General features: G+C 73.0%; 22 protein-coding genes. 17 read left to right on the top strand and 5 right to left on the bottom strand.

Annotated elements, in window-relative coordinates; genetic code table 11:
* Positions 1-37 precede the first annotated feature (37 nt).
* The 3 genes from ACN27D_RS10520 (at position 38) to ACN27D_RS10510 (ending at position 4,302) form a co-directional block, all read left to right on the top strand.
* Entirely contained in the window at positions 38-1,012 is a 975-nt protein-coding gene (locus ACN27D_RS10520; RefSeq protein ID WP_252449657.1) for a hypothetical protein, read from the top strand.
* A gap of 36 nt (positions 1,013-1,048) precedes the next feature.
* The gene (locus tag ACN27D_RS10515) at positions 1,049-2,605 is read left to right on the top strand and encodes a fused MFS/spermidine synthase (protein WP_121686246.1); all 1,557 of its coding nucleotides are present in this window, start codon (positions 1,049-1,051) and stop codon (positions 2,603-2,605) included.
* Between the two features lie 71 nt (positions 2,606-2,676).
* Entirely contained in the window at positions 2,677-4,302 is a 1,626-nt protein-coding gene (locus tag ACN27D_RS10510) for a serine/threonine-protein kinase (RefSeq protein WP_421499014.1), read from the top strand.
* 74 nt (positions 4,303-4,376) lie between these two features.
* On the opposite strand, the gene ACN27D_RS10505 is transcribed toward ACN27D_RS10510, so the two are convergent.
* Together ACN27D_RS10505 and ACN27D_RS10500 are read right to left on the bottom strand one after the other, a co-directional pair.
* A complete protein-coding gene (locus ACN27D_RS10505) occupies positions 4,377-5,045 on the bottom strand; it encodes a potassium channel family protein (protein ID WP_421499013.1) in 669 nt (222 codons plus the stop codon).
* On the bottom strand, positions 5,035-6,369 hold the full coding sequence (locus tag ACN27D_RS10500) for a TrkH family potassium uptake protein (RefSeq protein WP_421499012.1): 1,335 nt from the start codon (positions 6,367-6,369) through the stop codon (positions 5,035-5,037). The genes ACN27D_RS10505 and ACN27D_RS10500 overlap by 11 nt, the downstream gene beginning before the upstream one ends.
* A 108-nt stretch (positions 6,370-6,477) precedes the next feature.
* Here ACN27D_RS10500 and ACN27D_RS10495 point away from each other — a divergent pair, with 108 nt between their 5' ends.
* A complete protein-coding gene (locus tag ACN27D_RS10495) occupies positions 6,478-7,596 on the top strand; it encodes a glycerophosphodiester phosphodiesterase (RefSeq protein ID WP_421499011.1) in 1,119 nt (372 codons plus the stop codon).
* A 262-nt stretch (positions 7,597-7,858) separates the two neighbouring features.
* On the opposite strand, the gene ACN27D_RS10490 is transcribed toward ACN27D_RS10495, so the two are convergent.
* The gene (locus tag ACN27D_RS10490; protein ID WP_412098928.1) at positions 7,859-8,122 is read right to left on the bottom strand and encodes a GntR family transcriptional regulator; all 264 of its coding nucleotides are present in this window, start codon (positions 8,120-8,122) and stop codon (positions 7,859-7,861) included.
* Positions 8,123-8,364: 242 nt separating this feature from the next.
* Here ACN27D_RS10490 and ACN27D_RS10485 point away from each other — a divergent pair, with 242 nt between their 5' ends.
* The 8 genes from ACN27D_RS10485 to ACN27D_RS10450 all read left to right on the top strand — a co-directional run bounded on the left by ACN27D_RS10485 (position 8,365) and on the right by ACN27D_RS10450 (position 14,766).
* On the top strand, positions 8,365-8,667 hold the full coding sequence (locus ACN27D_RS10485; RefSeq protein WP_421499010.1) for a DivIVA domain-containing protein: 303 nt from the start codon (positions 8,365-8,367) through the stop codon (positions 8,665-8,667).
* A complete protein-coding gene (locus tag ACN27D_RS10480; RefSeq protein WP_421499009.1) occupies positions 8,664-8,909 on the top strand; it encodes a hypothetical protein in 246 nt (81 codons plus the stop codon). The genes ACN27D_RS10485 and ACN27D_RS10480 overlap by 4 nt, the downstream gene beginning before the upstream one ends.
* A 216-nt stretch (positions 8,910-9,125) precedes the next feature.
* A complete protein-coding gene (locus tag ACN27D_RS10475) occupies positions 9,126-10,328 on the top strand; it encodes a substrate-binding domain-containing protein (protein ID WP_421499008.1) in 1,203 nt (400 codons plus the stop codon).
* A 3-nt stretch (positions 10,329-10,331) separates the two neighbouring features.
* Complete coding sequence (locus tag ACN27D_RS10470) at positions 10,332-11,075, top strand: ABC transporter ATP-binding protein (RefSeq protein WP_357479504.1); 744 nt, start codon at positions 10,332-10,334, stop codon at positions 11,073-11,075.
* Positions 11,076-11,864 carry an ABC transporter ATP-binding protein gene (locus ACN27D_RS10465; RefSeq protein WP_421499007.1) on the top strand — a complete coding sequence of 263 codons (789 nt, stop codon included), beginning with the start codon at positions 11,076-11,078 and terminating at the stop codon, positions 11,862-11,864.
* On the top strand, positions 11,861-12,751 hold the full coding sequence (locus tag ACN27D_RS10460) for a branched-chain amino acid ABC transporter permease (RefSeq protein ID WP_120573027.1): 891 nt from the start codon (positions 11,861-11,863) through the stop codon (positions 12,749-12,751). The genes ACN27D_RS10465 and ACN27D_RS10460 overlap by 4 nt, the downstream gene beginning before the upstream one ends.
* Positions 12,748-13,866 carry a branched-chain amino acid ABC transporter permease gene (locus ACN27D_RS10455; RefSeq protein ID WP_421499006.1) on the top strand — a complete coding sequence of 373 codons (1,119 nt, stop codon included), beginning with the start codon at positions 12,748-12,750 and terminating at the stop codon, positions 13,864-13,866. The genes ACN27D_RS10460 and ACN27D_RS10455 overlap by 4 nt, the downstream gene beginning before the upstream one ends.
* A gap of 147 nt (positions 13,867-14,013) precedes the next feature.
* Positions 14,014-14,766, top strand: coding sequence for an SDR family NAD(P)-dependent oxidoreductase (locus tag ACN27D_RS10450; protein ID WP_358175231.1), 753 nt, complete (start codon positions 14,014-14,016; stop codon positions 14,764-14,766).
* A gap of 57 nt (positions 14,767-14,823) precedes the next feature.
* On the opposite strand, the gene ACN27D_RS10445 is transcribed toward ACN27D_RS10450, so the two are convergent.
* A complete protein-coding gene (locus tag ACN27D_RS10445; protein ID WP_421499005.1) occupies positions 14,824-15,624 on the bottom strand; it encodes a hypothetical protein in 801 nt (266 codons plus the stop codon).
* 165 nt (positions 15,625-15,789) lie between these two features.
* Between ACN27D_RS10445 and ACN27D_RS10440 the strand changes: the two genes are divergently transcribed.
* From ACN27D_RS10440 to ACN27D_RS10425, 4 genes are all read left to right on the top strand, one after another.
* Positions 15,790-17,670, top strand: a complete 1,881-nt coding sequence (locus ACN27D_RS10440; protein WP_421499004.1) for a BTAD domain-containing putative transcriptional regulator — start codon at positions 15,790-15,792, stop codon at positions 17,668-17,670.
* Positions 17,667-19,787, top strand: a complete 2,121-nt coding sequence (locus ACN27D_RS10435; RefSeq protein ID WP_421499003.1) for a DEAD/DEAH box helicase — start codon at positions 17,667-17,669, stop codon at positions 19,785-19,787. The genes ACN27D_RS10440 and ACN27D_RS10435 overlap by 4 nt, the downstream gene beginning before the upstream one ends.
* A gap of 109 nt (positions 19,788-19,896) precedes the next feature.
* Positions 19,897-20,127, top strand: coding sequence for a heavy-metal-associated domain-containing protein (locus tag ACN27D_RS10430; RefSeq protein WP_421499002.1), 231 nt, complete (start codon positions 19,897-19,899; stop codon positions 20,125-20,127).
* Positions 20,120-21,190, top strand: coding sequence for a hypothetical protein (locus ACN27D_RS10425; RefSeq protein WP_421499001.1), 1,071 nt, complete (start codon positions 20,120-20,122; stop codon positions 21,188-21,190). The genes ACN27D_RS10430 and ACN27D_RS10425 overlap by 8 nt, the downstream gene beginning before the upstream one ends.
* Before the next feature lie 25 nt (positions 21,191-21,215).
* Here the strand turns inward: ACN27D_RS10425 and ACN27D_RS10420 are convergent, their stop codons facing one another.
* Positions 21,216-21,635, bottom strand: coding sequence for a helix-turn-helix domain-containing protein (locus tag ACN27D_RS10420; protein WP_026268433.1), 420 nt, complete (start codon positions 21,633-21,635; stop codon positions 21,216-21,218).
* A gap of 192 nt (positions 21,636-21,827) precedes the next feature.
* Here ACN27D_RS10420 and ACN27D_RS10415 point away from each other — a divergent pair, with 192 nt between their 5' ends.
* Positions 21,828-22,259, top strand: coding sequence for a hypothetical protein (locus tag ACN27D_RS10415; protein WP_120573035.1), 432 nt, complete (start codon positions 21,828-21,830; stop codon positions 22,257-22,259).
* Positions 22,260-22,262: the final 3 nt, after the last annotated feature.

Genomic DNA, 22,262 nt, shown 5'->3' with positions numbered 1-22,262 from the left:
GCGCGCCCGGCGGTCGCTGCTCGCCGCGCTCGCCGCGATGGCCGTGCTGCTCGGCTCCGGCGTGGCCGCCGGGCCGGCCGCCGCCGTACCCAGCCCGAACGCCCCGAACGAGGGCGGCAGCAAGCAGCTGCGGGCCGCGTTGGAGGCGGCGGCGAAGGGCCACATCGAGGCCCAGAACAAGCTGGAGAACTCCAAGCGCCGGCAGAAGGCGCTCGCCGCCCAGCTCAGCGACATCGAGGTACGCCTCGTCGGGCTCAGCGCGCAGGCCGGTGAGGTCGCCGCGCAGTCGTACCGGATGGGCCGGCTGACCGCGACGTCGATGCTGCTGGCCAGCGCCGACCCGAACGACTTCCTCAAGCGCGCGGCCGAGCTGGACGTGATGGCCCAGCGGGACAGCAAGCGGCTGCGGGAACTGGCCGACGCGAAGGCGCAGGCGGCCGAGGCGAAGCTCGCCATCGACGCCGAGGTGCGTGAGCAGGCCAAGCAGGTCGCGGTGCAGGCCCGCAAGAAGAAGGACGCCGAGGTGGCGCTGGCGAAGGTCAGCTCCGGCGCCGGGTCCGGGTTCAACGGCACGTCCTCGTCGGCGAAGCCCGCGCCGCGCAACTCGGACGGCTCGTGGCCGTCGGAGTCCTGCTCGGTGGACGACCCGACGCCCGCGTCCGGCTGCATCACGCCGCGCACGCTGCACATGCTCCAGCAGGCCAAGGGGGCCGGTTACAAGCGCTACGCCTCGTGTCACCGCAGCGGTGGCGGCGGCGAGCACCCCAAGGGCCGGGCCTGCGACTTCTCCGCCGCCAGCGGCGGGTTCGAGGACAAGACCGCCACCGGCGGCGACAAGGCGTACGGCGACAGCCTCGCCGCCTGGGCGAAGAACAACGCGAACCGCCTCGGCATCATGTACGTCATCTGGTATCGGCAGATCTGGATGCCGAACACCGGCTGGCGCGCGTACAGCGGCGGCGGCAGCCCGGCGGCGGACCACACAAACCATGTTCACATCTCGATGTATTGACCCGTTCCGCCGCGAGCGCTGCGTAGCATCGCCACGGTGAGCAGCACATCGTCCGACGTCATCGCGGAACCGGCGGCCGGCGCCCCGGTTCCGCCCCGGGCCCTGCCCAACGGGCTCGCCGCGTTCCTCGTCTTCCTCTCCAGCGGGGCCGTGCTGGTGCTGGAGACCGTGTCGTTGCGCCTGGTCGGCCCGTACGTCGGGGTGACCCTCCAGGTGACCAGCTCGGTCATCGGCATGGCGCTGGCCGCCATCGCGTACGGGGCGTGGTTCGGTGGGTGGCTCGCCGACCGGCGTGACCCGCGCACCCTGCTCGCCCCGGCGCTGGTGCTGGCCGGCATCGCCACCGCCGTCACGCTGCCGATCGTCCGGTACGCCGGCGAGGTGCTGCGCGGCGGCGCGGCCAGCGCGGTGCTCCTGCTGACCGCGCTCACCGTCCTGCTGCCCGCCGCGCTGCTGGCCGGGATCACCCCGCTCGTGGTGAAGCTCCAGCTCGCCGACCTGCGCCGGACCGGGCAGGTGGTGGGCAAGCTGTCCGGCATCGGCACGCTCGGCGGCATCACCGCCACGCTCGGCACCGGCTTCGTGCTGGTGGCCGCGCTGTCCAGCACCGTCATCGTGCTGGGGCTGGCCGCCGTGCTCGGCGTGACCGGGCTGGCGCTCGGCTTCTGGCTGCGCCGGCAGGCCGGACCCAGCGGGCTGTCCGCGCCGGGCCGGGTCAAGGCCGCGCTGGCGCTGCTCGGCCTCGCCGCCGCCGGGCTCACCGCCGCGGCGCCGAACCCGTGCGACGTGGAGACCGCGTACCACTGCGCGCGCGTCGAGGTGGATCCGTCGTGGCCGCAGGGGCGCACGCTCTACCTCAACTCGGCCGAGCACTCGTACGTCGACCTGAACGAGCCGAACCACCTCAAGTACGCGTACACCCAGTGGATCGGCCTGGTCGCGGACGTGGCGCGGCCGGCGAAGCAGCCGATGGACGCGCTGCACCTGGGCGGCGGCGGCTTCACCGTGCCGCACTACCTGGCCGCGACCCGGCCCGGCACCGACAACCTGGTGTTCGAACTCGACGGCGGGCTGGTCGAGCTGGACCGGCGGGAGCTGGGCCTGCGTACCGGCCCGCAGATGCGTGCCGAGGTGGGCGACGCGCGGGTACTGCTGCGCGGCGAGCCGACCGACAGCCGCGACTTCATCGTGGGCGACGCGTTCGGCCACCTCGTGGTGCCGTGGCACCTGGCCACCCGGGAGATGGCCGCCGACATCCGCCGGGTACTGCGCCCGGACGGGATCTACGTGCAGAACGTCATCGACTACCCGCCGGGCCGGTTCATCCGGGCCGAGCTGGCCACCGTGAAGGCCGAGTTCGCGCACGTCGCGCTCATCGCACCGCCCGGCGCGATCGACGGGCAGCAGGGCGCCAACTTCGTGATCGTCGCCTCGGACGCGCCACTGCCGCTCGCCGCGATCCCGCCCGGGCTGAAGCTGCTGCCCGAACGGGCCGAGCTGATGGACGAGGCGGCGGTGACCGGGTGGGTGGGCGACGCGATGGTGCTCACCGACGACTACGCGCCGGTGGACCAACTGCTGGCGACCGCCTGAACGGGTGACTTTCCTGACCGATTCCGACCGCTGAGGTGTACCGGGGTCGACTTCGGGCAACAGGACCGACCATGGGTGGACCGGTCAGGAACGGCGTGCAACTGCTCGGCGAGCGATACCGGTTGGTCGAGCAGCTGGGTGCGGGCGGCATGTCGGTCGTCTGGCGCGGCTACGACGAGGTGCTGGGCCGGCAGGTGGCGGTCAAGGTACTGGCGTCGCGGCTAGCCAGCGACAAGGCGTTCCGGCACCGGATCCGGGTGGAGGCGCAGGCCGCCGCGCGGCTGTGCCACCCCAACATCACCAACGTGTACGACTACGGCGAGTCCGTGCAGGTCGGCCTGACCGTGCCGTACGTGGTCATGGAGCTGGTCGACGGCGGTCCGCTCAGCGGGCGGCTCGGCCGCGACGGGCAGCTTCCCTGGCGGGAGGCCATGACCATCGGCGCGGAGGTCGCCTCGGCGCTGGCCGCCGCGCACGCCCGCGGCGTGGTGCACCGGGACGTGACGCCGGGCAACGTCATGCTGACCCCGACCGGGGTGAAGGTCGTCGACTTCGGCATCTCGGCGCTCGTGGGGGAGAGCGACAAGGGGCCCGACGGCGCGCTGCTCGGCACGCCCGCGTACCTTGCGCCGGAGCGGCTGGACAACGGCCACGTCTCGCCGGCCACCGACGTGTACGCGGTCGGGCTGCTGCTCTACCGGATGCTGACCGGCCGCCTGCCGTGGCAGGCCAGCACCACCACCCAGATGCTGCGCGCGCACATGTACCGCGACCCGGACCCGATGCCCGCGGTGCCGGGCCTGCCCGAGCCGGTCGCCGCGCTGGTGCAGCGGTGCCTGGCCAAGCGCCCCGAGGACCGCCCGGCCACCACCGAGGTGGCCCGTACGCTCGCCGAGGCGGCCGGTATCGCGGCGATCGTGCCGGTGTCGCCGGCGTTCGGCCGGATGGACCCGGCGCTCGCCGAGAACGCCGGAACCACGATCCTGCCGTGGTCGGCGGAGACCGACGCGCTGCCGTTCTCGGCGGTCCGTACCCGCACGAGGCGGGCGGTGGCGCGACGGCGCAAGGTGGAGGCCGGCGTGGCCGCCGTCGGACTGGTCGCGGTGACCGCCACGCTGTGGGGTCTCACGTCGCGCAGCCCGGCCAGCGGCGGGGTGGAGCCGACCGAGGCGCGGATGAGCCTGCCCGAGGCGGTCCCCTGCGCTGTCGACTACTCGCTGCGCCGCGACACCGGCAAGGAGTTCTCCGCCGAGCTGACGCTCACCAACACCAGCGACCGGGAACTGCGCGGCTGGACCATGAACTTCACGTTCCCCGGCAAGCAGACCGTCACCACGTCCCAGCCCACGGCGCGTCAGGCGGGGCGTACCGTCTCGATCGCCGCGCCGGCGACGGACCCGGCGCTGGCGCCCGGCGCGTCGACGAAGCTGACGCTCGCCGGTCGCTACACCGGGAGCAACACGCTGCCGGTCGAGTTCACGCTCGGCGACAGCACCTGCGGCGTGCAGGTCTCCGGCATCGCCGGCTCGGCGCCGACCACCGCGCCGCCGGTGAAGACGCCGGTCAAGCCGGCCACCAAGAGCACCGCGAAGACCACCACCAAGAGCGGGCCGGCGGCGAAGGCCAAGCCGGCGAAGCCCAAGGCCGCGCCGAAGCCGCCCAAGGGCAAGGAGGGCCCGAAGGGAAAAGCAAAGTAGACCGGCCGAAGGGGGGTGAGCACGGCAAGGGCAAGGGTCCGAAGAAGGGCTGACGGTCAGGTCGACGGCTCCGGTCAGGTCAGCGCGGAGAAGCGCTGCACCTGGGAGATGCCGCCCTCCACGATGAGCACGCTGTCCGCCGTCAGCACCGTGTCCGGCCCGGCGTAGCGGAACGGCTGCCCGGACTGCTTCTCGCCCACCACCATCACGCCGTACCGGTCCTGCGGGGCGATGTCGCGCAGCGACCGTCCGACCAGCGGCGCCGGCACCTTGATCTTGGCGATGGCGAACTCGTCGTCGAACTCGATGAAGTCGAGCATCCGGCTGACGATCAGATGCGCCACCCGCTCGCCGGTCTCCGCCTCGGGGAAGACCACGTGGTGCGCGCCCACCGAGTGCAGGATCTTCGCGTGCTTCTCCGAGGTGGCCCGCGCCCAGATCTGCTCGATCCCCAGCTCGGCCAGCGCCAGTACGGTGAGCACGCTCGCCTCCAGCGACGCGCCGATCGCGACCACGACCCGGCGGAAGTCCGCCAGCCCGAGCTGGCGCAGCACCACCTCCTCGGTGCTGTCCGCCTGCACCACCCGGTCGAGGTCGGCCGACCAGTGCTGGACCCGGTTCGGGTCGTGGTCGACCGCCAGCACCTCGTAGCCGAGCCGGGACAGGGACTCCGCCAGGCGCGCGCCGAACCGGCCCAGGCCGATCACCACGATGCCGGACTCCTCCGGATGTCTAGCCGACAATGGGTTGCTCCTCCGGGTAGCGGTACAGCCGTCGACGGGTGTTCAACGCGATGGCCGAGCCGAGGGTGAGCGGTCCGACCCGGCCGATGTACATGAGCGCGGTCAGCACGTACTGGCCCGGCGGGGAGAGCTGCCCGGACACCCCGACGGTCAGGCCGGTGGTGCTGAACGCGGAGGTCACCTCGAACAACGCGGCCGAGAACGATATGTGCGAGGTCAGCGCGATCAGGGCGACCGTCCCGCCCGCAACGAGCGCCACGCTCAGCAGCGCCACGGTCAGCGCCTGCCGCTGGCTCGCCGTCGCCACCCGTCGTCGCCCGACAGTGGTGTCCGGCTCGCCCCGCAGCTCGGCCCAGATGGCGAAGCCGAGCAGGAAGAACGTGGAGACCTTGATGCCGCCCGCGGTGCTGGCGCTGCCGCCGCCGATGAACATCAGGCCGACCAGCATGGGGTAGCTCTCGTCGGTGAGCCGCCCGACGTTCACGACGTCGAAGCCGCCGGTACGGCTCAACGCGATCTGGGTGAACGACGCCAGCAGCTTGCCCTGCACGTCGTAGGTGCCGATCGTGAACGGGTTGCCCCACTCGACCAGCAGCAGGTACGCGACGCCGAAGACGATAAGCACCACGCTGCCCCAGACGGTCAGCTTCGTGGCGACCGCCCAGCGCGCCGGCTGCCGCCACTCGCGTACCGCCTCGAACAGCGCCGGGAAACCCAGCCCGCCGATGATCGCGCCGATGCTGAGCGGCAGCGCCACCCAGCCGTCCCGGGAGAACGCGACCAGACCGTCGGAGTAGAGCGCGAACCCGCCGTTGTTGAACGCCTGGACCGAGTGGAACACCGCCGACCACAGCGCCCGGCCCGGCCGGTAGTCGTACGCCAGGAACAGGCGCGCGGCGATCACCGCCGTCATCAGGGCCTCGGTGACGAAGACGGTGGCCGCGATGCGCAGCAGCAACCGGCGTACGTCGCCGAGGCCGAACTCGGCGGTCTCCGCCTGCACGAGCAACCGGTTACGCAGGCCGAGCTGACGGGAGACGGCCAGGATCACCAGCGACGCCCCGGTCAGGATGCCCAGACCGCCGAGCTGCGTCAGCACGGTGATCATCACGAGGCCGAAGCCGTTCCAGTAGTTCGGCGTGTCGGTGATCGCCATCCCGGTCACCGACACCGCCGACGTGGACGTGAACAGCGCGGTGACGAACGGGGTGTACCGCTGCTCGCTGGTGGCCCAGGGCAGCATGAGCAGGCCGGTGCCGACCAGGATCACCGCCAGGAACCCCAACGGCACCAGCCGTACGGGCTTCCGGAGCAGGCGGCGCATCCCGTCATCTTCCGTCCGGAGATTCACCGGCAGGTCAGGAACCGACCAACTGGCGGTCAACCACGCCCGGTCTGCTGTGCGTACCCCATCGACGAACAGGAGACGGCGTTGCGACGTACCCTTTCCGCCCTCGGCGTGGCCGGCGCGCTGCTCGCGGCGGCCGCTGTGGTGGTGCCGGCAGTGGCCGCCCAGGCCGGCCCGGACACCCGCGCCGAGCAGGCCCGCGCGCCCCAGCGGCCGATCGTGATCGGTCACCGCGGCGCGAGCGGCTACCGCCCGGAGCACACCCTGGAGGCCTACCGGCTCGCCGTCCGCCAGGGCGCCGACTTCATCGAGCCGGACCTCGTCTCGACCAGGGACGGCGTCCTGGTCGCGCGGCACGAGAACGAGATCTCCGGTACGACCGACGTGGCCGCCCGCCCCGAGTTCGCCGCCCGCAAGGCGACGAAGACCATCGACGGGGTCACCGTCACCGGCTGGTTCACCGAGGACTTCACGCTGGCCGAGCTGAAGACGCTGCGGGCCAAGGAGCGGCTGCCGCAGGTGCGGGTCGCCAACACCGCGTTCGACGGCAGGTTCGAGATCCCGACGTTCCAGGAGGTCATCGACCTGGCGCGGGCCGAGTCGAAGGCCCGGGGCCGGACCATCGGCGTCTACCCGGAGACCAAGCACCCGACCTACTTCGCGTCGATCGGGCGCGCGCTGGAGGAGCCGCTGGTGGCGGTGCTGCGCCGCAACCGGCTCACCCACCGGAACGACCCGGTGTTCGTCCAGAGCTTCGAGACCGCCAACCTGCGCAAGCTCGACAAGATGATCGACGTACGGCTGGTGCAGCTCATGGACGCGTCCGGCGCGCCCTACGACTTCGTCGCGGGCGGCGACAAGCGGACCTACGCGGACCTGGCCACGCCCGCGGGCCTGGCCTGGATCTCCCGGTACGCCGACGGCGTGGGCCTGAACAAGAACCTGATCGTGCCCCGGGACTCGGCCGGACGGCTGCTCGCGCCGACCTCGGTGATCCGCGACGCGCACCGGCAGAAGCTGGTGGTGCACGCGTGGACGTTCCGGGCCGAGAACCAGTTCCTGCCGGTGGACTTCCGCATCGGCACCGACCCGAACGCGCGTGGTGACATCACGTCCGAGTACGAGCTGTTCTTCGACCTGGGCCTGGACGGCGTGTTCAGCGACCACCCCGACACGGCGGTGGCCGCCCGAGCCGGCCGCTGACCCTGCTCCGCTGAAACGGGGTGCTCGCCGTTCCGGCGGGCACCCCGTCCGCGCTTTCCCCGGTTCCGGTCGCGCTCGGCCGCCCCCGAGATCTTGGTACGAAACGGCCCCTCCAAGGGCCATTCCATACCAAGATCTCGCGAGGGCGGTGGCGGTGGTGCGGGCGGTGGTGGCGGGGCTTGTCGTGCGGGGCGGGCGCCACTTCGGGGAGGTGGCTGCTTCCGGGCGCGATGATGCCGCCACTTCGGCGTAATGGAGTTGATCAGCTCGGGGGTTCGGCTACGTACGTGCCGCGGCCGGGCTGGCCGGTGATCAGCTCGCGATCGTGCAGCAGTGAGAGGGCGCGGGACGCCGTGTTCATGTGGACGCCGTAAGCCTCGGCGAGTTCACGGGTCGAGGGCAGCTTGTCGCCGGGCTTCAACTCGCCGCTCTTGATCTTTGCGGCGAGTTCGTTGGCGATCTGACGATATGGCGCTTCAGCTGTGGGCATGGTGAGGACTCCGGTCGGTTCGGCACCTCCGATCATGCCGGGCCTACACCAGTAACTGCAACAACTAGAAAGCCCGATGTGGACGCTCGACCTACACAGGTATTTTGGGTAGGCTGACCCGCGTCCGGCTCCGGTTGGTTCGGCAAACCTCGGGAGTCGGACCCGGATTGGGCTCCGGGGTCGTACCGCCGAACGGGCTGCGGTCTCGGGGTCGGCGGCCCGCCCGCGTCCCCTGTCTGCGGGCGGGCCGCCTCCACGGCTCGGTGAGGAGGATCGGCGTGCGCAACGTGCTCAACCTGTTTCAGCCGACCCGGCGACGTGGCAAGGGGCGGCAGCCGAACGAGGGCTGGTACCGCTCGGAGTCGTGCCGGCCGCTGAGCGTCGGGCAGATCCGCGAGCGGCGGTTCCGCACCGTGCGGCACGGGCTCGACCCGGCGGAGGTGCACGCCTTCCTCTACCGGGTGGCGGGTGACCTGGCGCTGGCCCGGCGCGACGCGTCCCGCTACGCCGAGGAGAACACGCGCATCAAACAGGCGCTCAAGAGCTGGCAGTCCCGGTTCACGCCGGGTACGCAGCGGTGAGCCGGGAGCGGTTCGTCGTACACCTGCCGGTGCTCTCGGCCGACCTCGACGGCGCGCGGGCGTTCGCGCGGGCCATCTGCCGGGCACTCGGGTTCCTGGCCGACGTGGAGCGCGCCGGGACGACCGTGTCGCGGGAGGACGAGCAGTCCGTACGCCACTGGGTCTGGTGCGACCGGCTGCGCGACGGTGGCCGGCGATGCGCACGGGCGGCCGACCACGACGGGGACTGCGGCGGGCGGTGACCGTCGCGCGATGGCGTGGGGCGACATTCCCGGCGGGGCGTGCGTGGCGGATGCGGCCATCCCGGGTCGGTGCGGTTACGTGGCGATGTCCGGCGTTGTAACGCGCGGCCACCCCGTCGCGGGCACTTGTGTGCGCCGACCACATAGCCCGTGGGTGACGTCACTTCTAGCGTGAGCCGACAACTGACATTCCCCCTGTCCTCACCTGGAGTCGCAATGACGATCCGGCACACGCGACGGGTGTTCCTTACCGCCGCCACCTCGGTGGCGGTCGCTCTGGCCGCCACGGCCTGTGGCAGCCCGCAGGACACCGCATCCGGCGGCGGCGACGCCGCCCCGGTCAAGGTCGGTCTGGTCTACTCCCAGTCCGGGCCGCTCGCCAGCTACGGCAAGCAGTACATCGAGGGTTTCAAGGCGGGCCTCGACTTCGCCACCAAGGGCACCGGCAAGGTCGGTGACCGCACGATCGAGGTGACCGAGGCCGACGACGCGGGCGACCCGGCCAAGGCCGTGTCCGCCGCGAAGGACCTGATCGGCAAGGGTACGAAGATCATCGCCGGGTCCACCTCCTCCGGGGTGGCGCTCCAGGTGGCGCCGATCGCCGCGCAGAACAAGGTGCTGTTCATCTCCGGCCCGGCCGCCACGGACGCGGTGACCGGCGCGAACAAGTACACGTTCCGGTCCGGCCGGCAGTCCTGGCAGGACGTGGTGACCGCCCGGTCGTTCATCGGCGACGCGGCCGGCAAGAAGGTCGTGGTGTTCGCGCAGGACGGCGCGTTCGGCGACGCCAACGAGGCCGCCGTGAAGGCCGTGATCGGCGGTGCCGGCGCGAACGTGAGCAGCGTCCGGGCCCCGGCCAGCGCCACCGAGTTCACGCCGTTCGCCAGCCAGATCAAGGCCGCCAAGCCGGACCTGCTCTTCGTCGCCTGGGCCGGCACCACCGCAGGCGCCATGTGGCAGACGCTGGACCAGCAGGGCGTCCTCGCCTCCACCACCGTCGTCACCGGCCTGGACATCCGCGCCTCGTGGCCGACGTTCGGCGCTGCCGGCAGCAAGATCTCGTTCCTGTCGCACTACTTCGACGGGGCCAGCGACACCGAGGCCGCGAAGGCCGCGAAGGCGAAGGTGCCGGGTGGCACGCTCGACCTGTTCCACCCGGACGGGTTCGCCGCCGCGCAGATGGTCGTCCGCGCCGTGCAGGAGGGCGGCGACGACGTGGAGAAGATGGTCAAGGCGCTGGAGGGCTGGGAGTTCGAGGGCGTCAAGGGCACCATGAAGATCCGCGCCGAGGACCACGCCCTGCTCCAGCCGATGTACCAGGCCAAGCTCTCCGGCAGCGGCACCACCTTCACCGCGACCGCGCAGAAGTCGCTCACCGGTGACGAGAGCGCGCCGCCGGTCGCGCAGATGAAGGGCTGACCCGTGCTCGCCACCCGCGGTCTGACCTGGCGGATCGGTGAGGTCGCCATCGTCGACTCCGTCTACCTCGATCTGGCGCCGGGGGAGTTCCTCGGCGTGATCGGGCCCAACGGCGCCGGCAAGACCTCCCTGTTCAACCTGATCACCGGCCTGCGCCGGCCCACCGAGGGCACGGTCCTGCTGGACGGCGCGGACATCACCGCGCTTGCGCCGCACCGGCGTGCCCGGCTCGGCCTGGGGCGTACCTTCCAGGCGTCCTCGGTCTTCGGCTCGCTGAGCGTGCGGGAGAACGTCCGGCTCGCCGTACAGGCACACCGGGGTGGCTCGATGAAGCTGTGGCGGCGGGCGGCGGCCGACCGGGAGGTGGCCGCCGCCGCCGACGCGGCGCTCGACCGGGTCGGCCTGCACCACAGGGGTACGGCGCTGGCCGGCACCCTGGCCCACGGCGAGAAGCGCAAGCTGGAGATCGCCCTGCTGCTCGCCGGTGAACCCCGGGTGATGCTGCTGGACGAGCCGATGGCCGGGGTGAGCGCCGAGGACGTGCCCGAGCTGGTCAGCGTGATCAAGTCGTTGACCGGGGACAGTGGCCGGGCGGTGCTCATGGTGGAACACCACATGGACGTGATCCTGGAGCTGGCCGACCGGATCGCCGTGATGCACCACGGCGCGCTGCTGGCGTGCGACACCCCGGACACGGTGATGGCGAACGCCACCGTGCAGGAGGCGTACCTGGGGGAGGCGCTCTAAATGACCGAACCTGTCCTGTCCGTGGCGGACCTGTCCGTGCGGATCGCCGGACTGCACATCCTCCAGGGGGTGTCGTTCGAGGTCGCGCCGACCGGCGTCACGGTGCTGCTCGGACGCAACGGCGTCGGCAAGACCACCACGCTGCGCGCGATCGTCGGGCTGACGCCGCGCGGCGGCGAGGTGCGCGGCAGCGTACGCATGGGGGCGCGCAGCCTGCTCGCCCGACCGACCCACCGGCTGGTCCGCGACGGCCTCGGCTACGTGCCGGAGGACCGCTGCGTCTTCGCCGCGCTCACCGTGGCGGAGAACCTGCGGCTGGCCGAACGGCGGGGCGTCGCGCCCGCGTACGACAAGGTCTTCGCTCTCTTCCCCGAGCTGGAGCGGCGCGGACGGCAACGGGCCGGCTCGCTGTCCGGCGGGCAGCAGCAGATGCTCGCGATCGGCCGGGTGCTGCTGAACGACAACCGGCTGCTGCTGGTCGACGAGCCGACGAAGGGGTTGGCGCCGAAGGTGGTGACCGAGGTGACCGAGGTGCTGGAGCGGGTGGCGGAATCCGTGCCGGTGCTGCTGGTCGAGCAGAACCTGGCGGTGGTACGGCGGCTGGCGACCGACGCGGTGGTGCTCTCCGCCGGGAAGGTCGCCTGGACCGGCGACGCCCAGGAGTTGCTGCTGGAGACGGCGCTGACCAAGTCGCTGCTCGGGGTGGGTTCGGCGGAGGTGCCGGTGAGCGCGAGGAGTGAGCCGGGTTTGCGAGCCCCGCAGTCGCGAACGAAAGGCGGCACGGCATGAACACAGTGGTCCTGCTGACGCTGACCGGGCTCGGCCTGGCGGCGCTGTACTTCCTCGTCGCCTCCGGCCTCTCCCTGGTCTTCGGCCTCGCCGACGTGCTCAACTTCGCGCACGGGCTGTTCCTCGGCGTCGGCGCGTACGCGACGTGGTGGGCGGCCGGCAACCTGCCCGGCGCCGGGCCGGACGGGTTCGGCTTCGTGCTCGCAGTCGTCTTCGGCGTGCTGGCCGGGTCGCTCGTCGCGGTGCTCGTGGAGCTGGTGCTGATCCGACCGCTGTACTCCCGCACCATCGAACAGGTGCTGGTCACCGTCGGCCTGTCGCTGGCCGGGGTGGCGCTGCTCCAGGCCACCTGGGGCGCGGACCCGCGTCCGTTCCCGCGGCCGGACTGGAGCCGCGGCGTGACAGGGGTGTTCGGCGCCCAGGTGCCGAATGCCGGGCTGCTGCTGATCGTCGCCGCCGCTGTGGTGCTCGGCGCGCTGCTGGCGTTCCTGCGCTGGACCCGGTACGGCCTGATCATCCGGGCCGGCGTGGAGAACCGGGAGATGGTGACAGCGCTCGGCATCGACGTGCGCAAGGCGTTCACGCTGGTCTTCGCCATCGGCGGGGCCGCCGCCGCGCTGGCCGGCGCGCTCGGCGGCGTCTACTTCGGCACCGTCTCGCCGGGGCAGGGCGGCTCGCTGCTGATCTTCGCGTTCATCGTGGTGGTGATCGGCGGGATGGGCTCGGTGGTCGGGTCCGCGTACGCGGCGGTCGCGGTGGGGCTGCTGCAACAGTTCGTCAACTACTACGGCACGTCCGGGCTGGGCGACCTGTGCGTGGTCGGCCTGCTCGCCGTGGTGCTGCTGCTGCGTCCGCAGGGCCTGGCCGGAAAGGTGGCTCACGCATGACCGAGGTCAAGAGCGCCGAGGCGCCCGCACCCCCGGCGGCGGTGCCGGACGAGCTGACCCCCGGCCGCGCCCGCTGGCACGGACTGCGCCAGTACCTGCCGCTGGTCGCGCTCGTGGTGGCGGCGATCCTGCCGTACTCCACACTGCACCTGCCCGGGATCTTCGAGGGGCCGCTGAACTCGCCGGGCACGCTGCAACTGCTCGCCATCTGCCTGGTGTTCGGCGGGCTCGCGGCCGGCTACGACCTGCTGTTCGGGCGTACCGGGATGCTCTCCTTCGGCCACGCCCTCTACTTCGCCGCCGGCGTGTACGGCACCGACATCCTGATTACCAAGGCCGGGCTGCCGTTGTGGCAGGCCGCCGTGCTCACGGTGATCGGCGGCACGACGCTCGCCGCGCTGCTCGGGGCGGTCGCCCTGCGGACCGTGGGCATCGCGTTCGCCATGGTGACGCTGGCGTTCGCGCAGGTCGGGGCGATCCTCGTGGCCCGTGACTTCGGTGGCCTCACCGGCGGCGAGGAGGGGTTGCCGCTCGACGTCTCCGGGCTGCCGGCGGCGCTCGTCGGTGTCACCAACACGGTGAACCTCTACTGGCTGGCGCTGGCGTACCTGGCGATCGTCGTCCTGGTCGTGCACCGGGTCAGCGCCTCGCCGACCGGGCGGGTGCTGGCCGGCCTGCGCGACGACGAGCGGCGGATCGGGGTGCTCGGGCTCGACCCGTACCGGTTCAAGCTCGTCGCGTTCACGCTCGCCGGTGGCCTCGCGTCGGCGGGTGGGGTGGTCTACGTACTGATCGTCGGCGGTGCCAGCCCGCACATCACCTCGTCGGAGCTGACGCTGTCGCTGCTGGTCATGGTGGTGCTCGGCGGCCCCGGTACGCGCTGGGGGCCGGTGCTGGGCGGCGTCCTCTACATGTACCTGGACCACCGGCTCACCGCGTTCGGCAGCAGCGACGCGGTGAACAGCCTGCCGGCGTTCCTCAGCCACCCGCTGAGCCAGCCCCTGTTCGTCCTGGGCACTGTCTTCATCCTGGCCGTCTACTTCTTCCCCGGCGGCCTGGCCAGCCTGCGAACCCGCCTGGCCCCCGTCCTGACCGCCTTCCGCCGCCCCCGCTGACCCGCCCCCGCCCACCCGCCCCACCCCTGCCCCGGCGATCATGAAGTTAACGCCGCGACACGCCGTGTCCGATGGCGCTAACTTCATGATCGCCCGGGACAGGGCCGGGGTGGGGACGCGGGAACGGGATGCGGGGAGGGAGACGTCATGGGGGAGCTGCGGCGGCTTGCCGTTGTCAGTGGGGGTGGGACCGGGATCGGGGCTGCGGTGGCGCGCGGGCTCGTCACCGACGGGTTCGACGTTCTCGTCGTCGGGCGGCGGGGTGACGTGCTCGAAGCCGCGGCGCGGCGGATCTGCGCCGAGAGCGGGCGGGACGGGTCGGTCACTGCCGTCGTTGCCGACCTGACCGATCCGGGGCAGGTCGGGGCGGTGGTGGACGCCGTCGGGGAACGGGCCGTGGACGCCGTGGTCAACAACGCCGGCGGCTACCTCGGCGGGTCGACCGACTCGCTCGGCGGGGTGGCGGACTGGTGGCGGGCCAACCTGGACGCGAACGTGCTGACCGCCGTCCTGCTCACCGAGGCGCTCCTGCCGGCCCTGCGCCGCCCCGGCGGCCGGGTGGTCCTGCTCAGCTCGATCGCCGCGCAGCGCGGTGGCGCCGGGCCGTACTCGGCCGCGAAGGCCGCGCTGCACGGCTGGGCGTACGACCTGGCCGCCCAGCTCGGTCCGGAACAGATCACCGTGAACGTGGTCAGCCCCGGCTACGTCGCCGAGACCGAGTTCTTCGGCGACCGGATGACGCCGGAGGGGCACGCCAAGCGGGTCGCCGCCACGCTCGTCGGCCGGGCCGGTGTGCCGGACGACATCGCGGCCGCCGTGCGCTACCTGGTCGGCCCGTCCGCCGGGTACGTCACCGGGCAGGTGCTCGGCGTCAACGGCGGCTCCGTGCTCGGCCGCTGACACGCGGAAGGGCGGTGGCCCCCCGTGCGGCCACCGCCCTTCGCGCGTACGTCGTGGTCAGCCGTTGAGCATCTCGTACGCGGACGCCGGCGCCTTCTGCACCTGCGCGCCCGTCGGCGCGGTGAGCTTCGGCGCCTTGCCGAAGTCGTAGTACTTGGCGACCACCTTCATCGCCTTCTGCTTGCCCGCGGCCGGCAGCTCCAGGGTCAGCGAGGTGAGGTTCCCGTCCGGCCCGACCACAGCGGTGAACGGCACCTTCTTCGCCGCGTCGCCGAGCGCGGCCACGTCCACGGTGGTGAAGCTCTCGCGGATGTCGGCGTTCGCGGTCAGGTCGGCGAACCCGGCGTACGTGCTGTCGCCCCGGTCCTCGACCGTCTCCGCGGTCCGGATGACGGCGGCCATGTTGGCCGGGTCGGCGTTCTGGTAGACCGGCACGTCGGAGGCGTCGTCGAGCTTGGTGCGGTCCAGGAGCATCCAGCGCTTGGGCAGCTTCATCATGTCCTGCAGGCCGGCCATGCCGGTGATCTTGACCCGCATCCAGATGTCCTCGTCGATCACGCGGAAGGTCATCCCCATGGTGAACTCCGGGTCCTTGCTCTTCTCCGACATGGACAGCTCGAGGCCGCGCGCCGCCGGGTCGACCACCCCGTCGAATTTGTCCGCGCCCTCGACCGTGGTGAACCGGAAGGCCGGGTCCTTCTCGTCCGGCACGGCGGCCAGCAGCGCGGCCTTCGGGTCGGCCGACGGGCTGGGCGCGGGCCCGGTGCCCTCGGTGGCGTCCCCGGTCCCGCACCCCGCGGACAGGACGGCGGTGGCCAGCACGGCCGTCGCGAGGGCCGCGGTCCGCCGGAGGCTCACGACGGATCCGAATCGCTGCGTCATGGTGTTCGACTCACTTTCCCAGGTGATTGTTGCCGGGTAAGTATCGGCAGCCGTCACGGCGGGCTCGCTGCCGATATGCTGCCGTCCGACTGCCGTCGGCCACGGTGGGCGGGGGCAGTCGGTACGGGGGCGGAAACTCGCATGTCAGAGGCGCTGCGCTTCGAACTCCTCGGCCCGCAGCGGGCCTGGTACGCCGGCCGACCACTCGATCTGGGCCCGGCCAAGCAGCGGGCCGTGCTGGCCGTGCTGCTGCTCGCCGTGGGCCGTCCCGTGCCGACCGGGCAGATCGTCGAGGCGGTCTGGCCGGACGAGGCGCCGGTGAACGGCCTCAACGTGGTGCAGAAGCACGTGGCCGGTCTGCGCCGGATGCTGGAACCCGACCGGTCACCGCGTACGCCGGCCCGGGTGCTCACCCTCACCGACGCCGGATACCTGCTGCGCGTGCCGCCGGAGGCGGTGGACGTGGCGCGCTTCGAGCGCGGTGTGCAGCGGGCGCGGGCGGCGCAGGCGGCCGGGCGTACGGCGGAGGCGCTGGCCGAGGTGAGCGCCGCGCTGGAGCTGTGGCAGGGGGAGCCGTTCACCGGGTTCGCCGGCGCGTACTTCGACACGGCCCGGCACCGGCTGGTGGAGCTGCGCGCGGTCGCGCTGGAGACGCGTACCGAACTGGAGCTGGCCGACGGCCGGCACGGCGAGCTGGTCGGCCGGCTGGTCGAGCTGGTCGCCGAGTTCCCGGTCCGGGAACGGCTGCGTCACCAGCTCATGCTGGCGCTGCACCGCAGTGGACGGCAGGCCGAGGCGCTGGCCGCCTACCGTGACTACGCGGGGCTGCTCCGCGACGAGTACGGCATCGAGCCGGGCGGGGCGCTCCAGGATCTGCACCGGCGGATCCTGCGCGCCGATCCGGACCTCCTGCCGCAGGCGCGTCCGGAACGGGCCGGGGCGGGCGGGAGGTGGGCGGGCGACCCGGAGCCGATTCCGGCCGCCGTCGAATCCCCTGCCGAAGCGCCGGCCCAGCCGCCGCCCACGAACCCGGCCGAGGCATCGGCCCGGCCGCTGCCCGTGAATCCGGCGACTGCCCCGCCTCCGCCCACCGCCACGCCTCCGGTCTCGGCCCAGCTCACCGTTCCGGTCCAGTTCACCGTCTCGGCGCAGCCGGGCGGTCCGTTCCCGCTGCCGGCCGGTCCGGGTGAGCCGCCGGCGGTCCTGCCGCCCTGGGTGTCGCCCCCGGTCGCGCCGCTGATCGGCGCCGTGCCGCCGTCCAGGCGTCCGTCCGGTGTGCCCGGCTGGTTGAGCGTCGTCGCGACGGTGGGCGGCGCGCTCGTCGCCCTGTTCTCGTTCGGCATGCTCACCTGGCTGGTGGTGCTGCTCTACGGGGTCTGGCGCCGGGGCTGGGGGAGCGTCCTCGCCGCGGTCTACTACCTGACCGTGGCAGCGACGTTCGTGGTGGTCATCGGCAGCAGCGAGACCGAGGAGGTCAGCGCGCCCGAGGCCACCCTGATGGTGATCTGGCTGACCACCTGGGCGGCGGGCGTCCCGCACGTGGTGCTGCTCAACGGCAAGCTGCTCGCCTGGCTGCGCGGCCTGTGGCGTGGGCGGCCGTACGCCGACCGCAACCGGCTGCGCCGGGAGTACGCCCGTTACCTGCTCTACCAGTACCCGTCGGCGCGGGACGACCTGCGCATCGGGCGACCCGATCTGCCCCGGGCGTACGACGACGGCGGACTGGTGGACGTCAACTCGGTGCCGGACCACGTGATCGCCGGGCTGCCCGGACTGACCCGGTCGCAGGCGCAGCACGTGGTGGTCGACCGGCGGATGCGCGGCCCGTACACGTCGATGGAGGAACTGGCCTCGCGGTGCCTGCTGCCGGCGGCGGCGACGGACTCGCTGCGCGAGCTGTTGATCTTCCTGCCGCCCGCCCCGGCACCCGGACCGCCGCCCACGTCGCCGCCCGGTCCGCCGCCCACCTCGCCGCCCGGTCCGCCGGCAGCGTCGGCCGTCCCTGGTAGAAATGCCGGATGAGCCAGGATCGGACGGCCGTGCGGGAACGCGCCGAGGCGGTGCTGCGGCGGCTGGCGGGTGACCACGCCCGGCTGCGCGAGGACCAGTGGCGGGCCATCGAGGCGCTCGTGGTCGACCGGCGGCGGGTGCTCTGCGTGCAGCGCACCGGCTGGGGCAAGTCGGCCGTCTACTTCGTGGCCACCGCGCTGCTGCGCGAGGGAAACCAGCACGGGCCGACGGTGATCGTCTCGCCGCTGCTGGCGCTGATGCGCAACCAGGTCGAGTCCGCCGCCCGCGCCGGCATCCGGGCGCGCACGATCAACTCGGCGAACCTGGACGAGTGGGACGAGATCACCGCCGAGATCCACGCCGGTGCGGTCGACGTGCTGCTGATCAGCCCGGAGCGCCTGAACAACCCCGACTTCCGCGACGGGGTGCTGCCGAAGCTCGCCGCCACCACCGGGCTGCTCGTGGTGGACGAGGCGCACTGCGTCTCCGACTGGGGGCACGACTTCCGCCCCGACTACCGGCGGCTGCGCACGTTCCTGGCCAACCTGCCCGAGCGCACGCCGGTGCTGGCCACCACCGCCACGGCCAACGCCCGGGTCACCCAGGACGTGGCGGAGCAGCTCGGTGACGCGCTGGTGCTGCGCGGCACGCTGGACCGCGAGTCGCTGCGCCTCGGCGTACTCGATCTGCCGAGCCCGGCCCACCGCCTGGCCTGGCTGGCCGACCACCTGGACCGGCTCCCCGGCTCGGGGATCGTCTACACGCTCACCGTCGCGGCGGCCACCGAGACGGCCGACTTCCTGCGCGGCCGGGGCTGGTCGGTCGCCTCCTACACCGGGCAGGCCGAGGACGCCGACCGGCGGGCCGCCGAGCAGGACCTGCTGGACAACAAGATCAAGGCCCTGGTCGCCACCAGCGCCCTCGGCATGGGCTTCGACAAGCCCGACCTCGGCTTCGTCGTGCACCTGGGCGCGCCGCCCTCGCCGATCGCCTACTACCAGCAGGTCGGCCGCGCGGGCCGGGCCGTCGAGCACGCCGAGGTGCTGCTGCTGCCCGGCGTCGAGGACGCGGCCATCTGGCGGTACTTCGCCTCGCTCGCCTTCCCGCCCGAGGAGCAGGTCCGCGCCGTGCTCGCCGCGCTGGACACCGAACGGCCGATCTCCACCCAGGCCCTGGAGCCGGTGGTCGACCTGCGCCGCGCCCGGCTGGAGCTGATGCTCAAGGTGCTGGACGTGGACGGCGCGGTCCGCCGGGTGCGCGGCGGCTGGCTCGCCACCGGCGAGCCCTGGGTCTACGACGAGGCCCGGTTGCGGCGCGTCGCCGACGCGCGCGCCGCCGAGCAGCGGGCCATGTGGGAGTACGCCTCGACGTCCGCCTGCCGGATGCGCTACCTGCGGGAAGGGCTGGACGACAGCGGGGCGGCCGACTGCGGCCGGTGCGACAACTGCGCCGGCCCGCTGTTCGACGCCGCCGTCTCCGAGGCGGCGCTGACCGCTGCGCAGACGTTCCTCGGGCGCCCCGGCGTGCCGATCCCGCCCAAGAAGCTCTGGCCCACCGGGTTGGAGGCGGTCGGCGTACCCCTGAAGGGCCGCATCCCCCCGGCGGAGCAGACGCTGCCCGGCCGGGCCGTGGGGCGCCTGTCCGACCTGGGGTGGGGCGGGCGGCTGCGCGGGCTGGTCGGGCCGGAGGCGCCGGACGGCCCGGTGCCCGACGACGTGGTGGCCGCCGTGGTCGAGGTGCTGAAGGCGTGGGCGCACGGCGACGACCCGTGGCCCCGGCGGCCGGTGGGCGTGGTGGCGGTCGGCTCCCGGACGCGACCGCTGCTCGTCGGCTCGCTGGCCGAGCGGATCGCCGCCGTGGGGCGGCTGCCGCTGCTCGGCCGGGTCGACCCCACCGGCCCGGCCGGGGCCGGCGGACCGCGGGGCAACAGCGCCCAGCGGGTACGCGCGCTGCACGACGCCTTCCGCGTGCCCGGCGAGCTGGCCGGCGCGCTGCCGGGGCTGGACGGGCCGGTGCTGCTGGTGGACGACCTGGTCGACTCGGGCTGGACGATGGCCATGGTGGCGCGGCTGCTGCGCCGGGCCGGCGCGCCGGACGTGCTGCCGCTGGCGCTCGCGGTGGCCGGCTGACCCGTCTTCCGGCCTGCGCGGAAAGTTCCCGGGCCGGGCGGAATGCGAGCGTCACCACCGTCGGCGGACCGTCGTCTGGCCCGCGCCCGGGCGGCGGTACCGTGGGGTCATGACCGAGCAGCGACCCGTCGTCCAGACGTACACCGTGACCGGGATGACCTGCGAGCACTGCGTCAAGGCGGTGACCGAGGAGCTGTCCGCGCTGCCCGGTGTCGACGAGGTCCGGATCGATCTGACCAGCGGCACCGCCACTGTCACCAGCGCGGCGCCGCTGTCCGACGAGTCCGTGCGTACCGCCGTGGACGAGGCGGGTTACGAGCTGGTCGGCGGCGGTGCCTGAGTCGTCGTCGGTCACGTCCGGCACCGGCGTCGTCCCCGACGACTCCGAGGCCGGCTCCGACGCCCTCGCGACGCGGTCCGGGGACGGCGCGGGTGGCTCGGCCGGGGCGGCTGCGGCCGGTCCCGCCGTGGTGGACCGGGAGACGTTGCGGCTGGCCCTGGTGGTGGGCGGCCTGGTGCTCGCCGTCCTGCTCGGCTTCGGCCTCGGGCGGATGAACGCGCCGGCCGACCCGGCCCGGCCCGGCAGCGCGACGGCCGGCGGGGTCGCCACGGGCGGCGCCGACGGTGGCGCGCACGCCCACTCACCCGGGACCGGCGCGCACACGCACGACGGCGCCACCGTCACCCAGGGCGGCGGCGACGGCGCGACCGGACTGTCGATCACCTCGGCCGGCTACACGATCGTGCCGTCGACCGAGCTGGTCGCGGGCCGCGCCGGTGAGCTGCGCTTCCAGATCCGCGACGACCAGCGCCGGGCGGTCACCCGGTTCGCCGTCGTGCACGACAAGCCGATGCACGTGATCATGGTCCGGCGTGATCTCAGCGGCTACCGGCACCTGCACCCGACGATGGCCGCCGACGGCACCTGGTCGGTGCCGATCACGGCGCCGGAGGCCGGCCCCTGGCGGATGTACGCGGACTTCACGGCGGTGGCCGACGACGGACGCCAGGTCGCCGTGGTGCTCGGCGCCGACCTGACCGCGTCCGGCGCGTACCGGCCCCGGCCGCTGCCCGCCGCCGCCACGTCGGCCACTGTCGACGGGTTCACCGTCGGGTACGCCGGCACGCCGGAGGTGGGGAAGTCGGTGCCGCTGCGGTTCCGGGTCACCGGCGCGGACGGCGCGGCGGCGGCGCTGGAGCCGTACCTCGCGGCGTACGGGCATCTGGTGGCGTTGCGTGAGGGCGACCTCGGCTACCTGCACGTGCACCCGGAGCCGGTACGCGACGGCGACGACGTGACGTTCTGGCTGACCGCGCCGGGGCCGGGCAGCTACCGGATGTTCCTGGACTTCCAGGTCGGCGGCGTGGTGCGGACCGCCGAGTTCACGCTGACCGTGGCCTGACTCGCGGGCGTCGGCGGCCGGCAGGTCAGCCGGCCCGGCGGACCGGGCGGCGGGCCAGGTAGCGGAGCAGGTCGCGGATGTGGTGCTTCTCCTCGGCGGGCACGTTCGGGTCGGCGAGCCGATCCAGGATGACCCGCACGTCGGCCTCCACCGGGCCGTCCTCGGCGCCCCGGCGGCGGGGCACCGGCCCGGCGTCGGGCAGGCCCAGCGCGCGGAACGCGGCCGCCACGGGCAGGTCGAGGGCGGCGCAGAAGCCGCGGACCTTCGCGAGTTCGGGATAGTCCTGCCAGTCTCCGGCCAGCCAGCGGAACACCGTGGAGCGGCCGACACCGGTGTGGGTGGCGAGGTCGGTCACCGTCCAGCCGCGCTCCTCGCGCGCGGCGTCGATGGCCCGGCGTACGAAGCGCGCGAAGGCCATCTGTGGCGAAACGTCTGCGGAACCCATCCCTGGTGGATCTGTCCCCTTCCTCCGGTGGCCCGGCTCGCGCACCGAGCCTAGTACGCCGGACCGGAGAAGTAACTGACTGATCGGTCCGGAGGTCTCGTCGGCGAGACCCGACAACTACGGAAGTGTGCTTCGGGCAATGCGCTTCGGGTAATAGGCTGAGTGAACCCTGGGAGTCGATGGAGGAACAGCATGGCCGAGCCGGACCGTCCCGTACCGCATCGCCCCGGGGCGGTGAGCCTCTTCTTCGTAGCCAAGGCCGCGGTGTTCGCGCTCGGCTTCTGGATCTGGCTGCTGGTGCTGGCGGTACGCGGTGGCGATGCGACCGGCGTACACCTGATCGCCGCGACCGGCGCGATCTGCACGACGCTGGCCTCGGTGGTGCTGGGAGCGCGGATGGCGGTGCAGCGCAACGCCGCGGTCCGGCACGCCGAGCTGAAGCGGATGCTCGTGGACATCTCGTGGAACGCCTTCGCCGCCGCCGGGAACGCCGAGCAGTCCGGGAAGGTGGTGCCGTTCCCGAGCGCGTCGCACGACGGCGAGTGGCCGCCGCACCGGAACGCCGGTGAGCGGGTGTCGGTGCTGGACCGGGGCGACCGCAACCGGGGCGACCGGGGGCGGTAGGAC

The organism is Micromonospora sp. WMMD1274, assembly GCF_049179035.1.
In the GTDB taxonomy this organism is placed as follows: domain Bacteria; phylum Actinomycetota; class Actinomycetes; order Mycobacteriales; family Micromonosporaceae; genus Micromonospora; species Micromonospora tulbaghiae.
Note: the sequence above shows the minus strand (reverse complement) of the source record. Positions and strands in the feature narration are given on the sequence as shown.

Coding starts and splice junctions, on each gene's coding strand:
- ACN27D_RS10520 (WP_252449657.1), top strand. CDS start 38: ATGGCCGTGCTGCTCGGCTCCGGCGTGGCCGCCGGGCCGGCCGCCGCC.
- ACN27D_RS10510 (WP_421499014.1), top strand. CDS start 2,677: ATGGGTGGACCGGTCAGGAACGGCGTGCAACTGCTCGGCGAGCGATAC.
- ACN27D_RS10500 (WP_421499012.1), bottom strand. CDS start 6,369: ATGCGCCGCCTGCTCCGGAAGCCCGTACGGCTGGTGCCGTTGGGGTTC.
- ACN27D_RS10490 (WP_412098928.1), bottom strand. CDS start 8,122: ATGATCGGAGGTGCCGAACCGACCGGAGTCCTCACCATGCCCACAGCT.
- ACN27D_RS10475 (WP_421499008.1), top strand. CDS start 9,126: ATGACGATCCGGCACACGCGACGGGTGTTCCTTACCGCCGCCACCTCG.
- ACN27D_RS10465 (WP_421499007.1), top strand. CDS start 11,076: ATGACCGAACCTGTCCTGTCCGTGGCGGACCTGTCCGTGCGGATCGCC.
- ACN27D_RS10460 (WP_120573027.1), top strand. CDS start 11,861: ATGAACACAGTGGTCCTGCTGACGCTGACCGGGCTCGGCCTGGCGGCG.
- ACN27D_RS10455 (WP_421499006.1), top strand. CDS start 12,748: ATGACCGAGGTCAAGAGCGCCGAGGCGCCCGCACCCCCGGCGGCGGTG.
- ACN27D_RS10450 (WP_358175231.1), top strand. CDS start 14,014: ATGGGGGAGCTGCGGCGGCTTGCCGTTGTCAGTGGGGGTGGGACCGGG.
- ACN27D_RS10440 (WP_421499004.1), top strand. CDS start 15,790: ATGTCAGAGGCGCTGCGCTTCGAACTCCTCGGCCCGCAGCGGGCCTGG.
- ACN27D_RS10435 (WP_421499003.1), top strand. CDS start 17,667: ATGAGCCAGGATCGGACGGCCGTGCGGGAACGCGCCGAGGCGGTGCTG.
- ACN27D_RS10430 (WP_421499002.1), top strand. CDS start 19,897: ATGACCGAGCAGCGACCCGTCGTCCAGACGTACACCGTGACCGGGATG.
- ACN27D_RS10420 (WP_026268433.1), bottom strand. CDS start 21,635: ATGGGTTCCGCAGACGTTTCGCCACAGATGGCCTTCGCGCGCTTCGTA.
- ACN27D_RS10415 (WP_120573035.1), top strand. CDS start 21,828: ATGGCCGAGCCGGACCGTCCCGTACCGCATCGCCCCGGGGCGGTGAGC.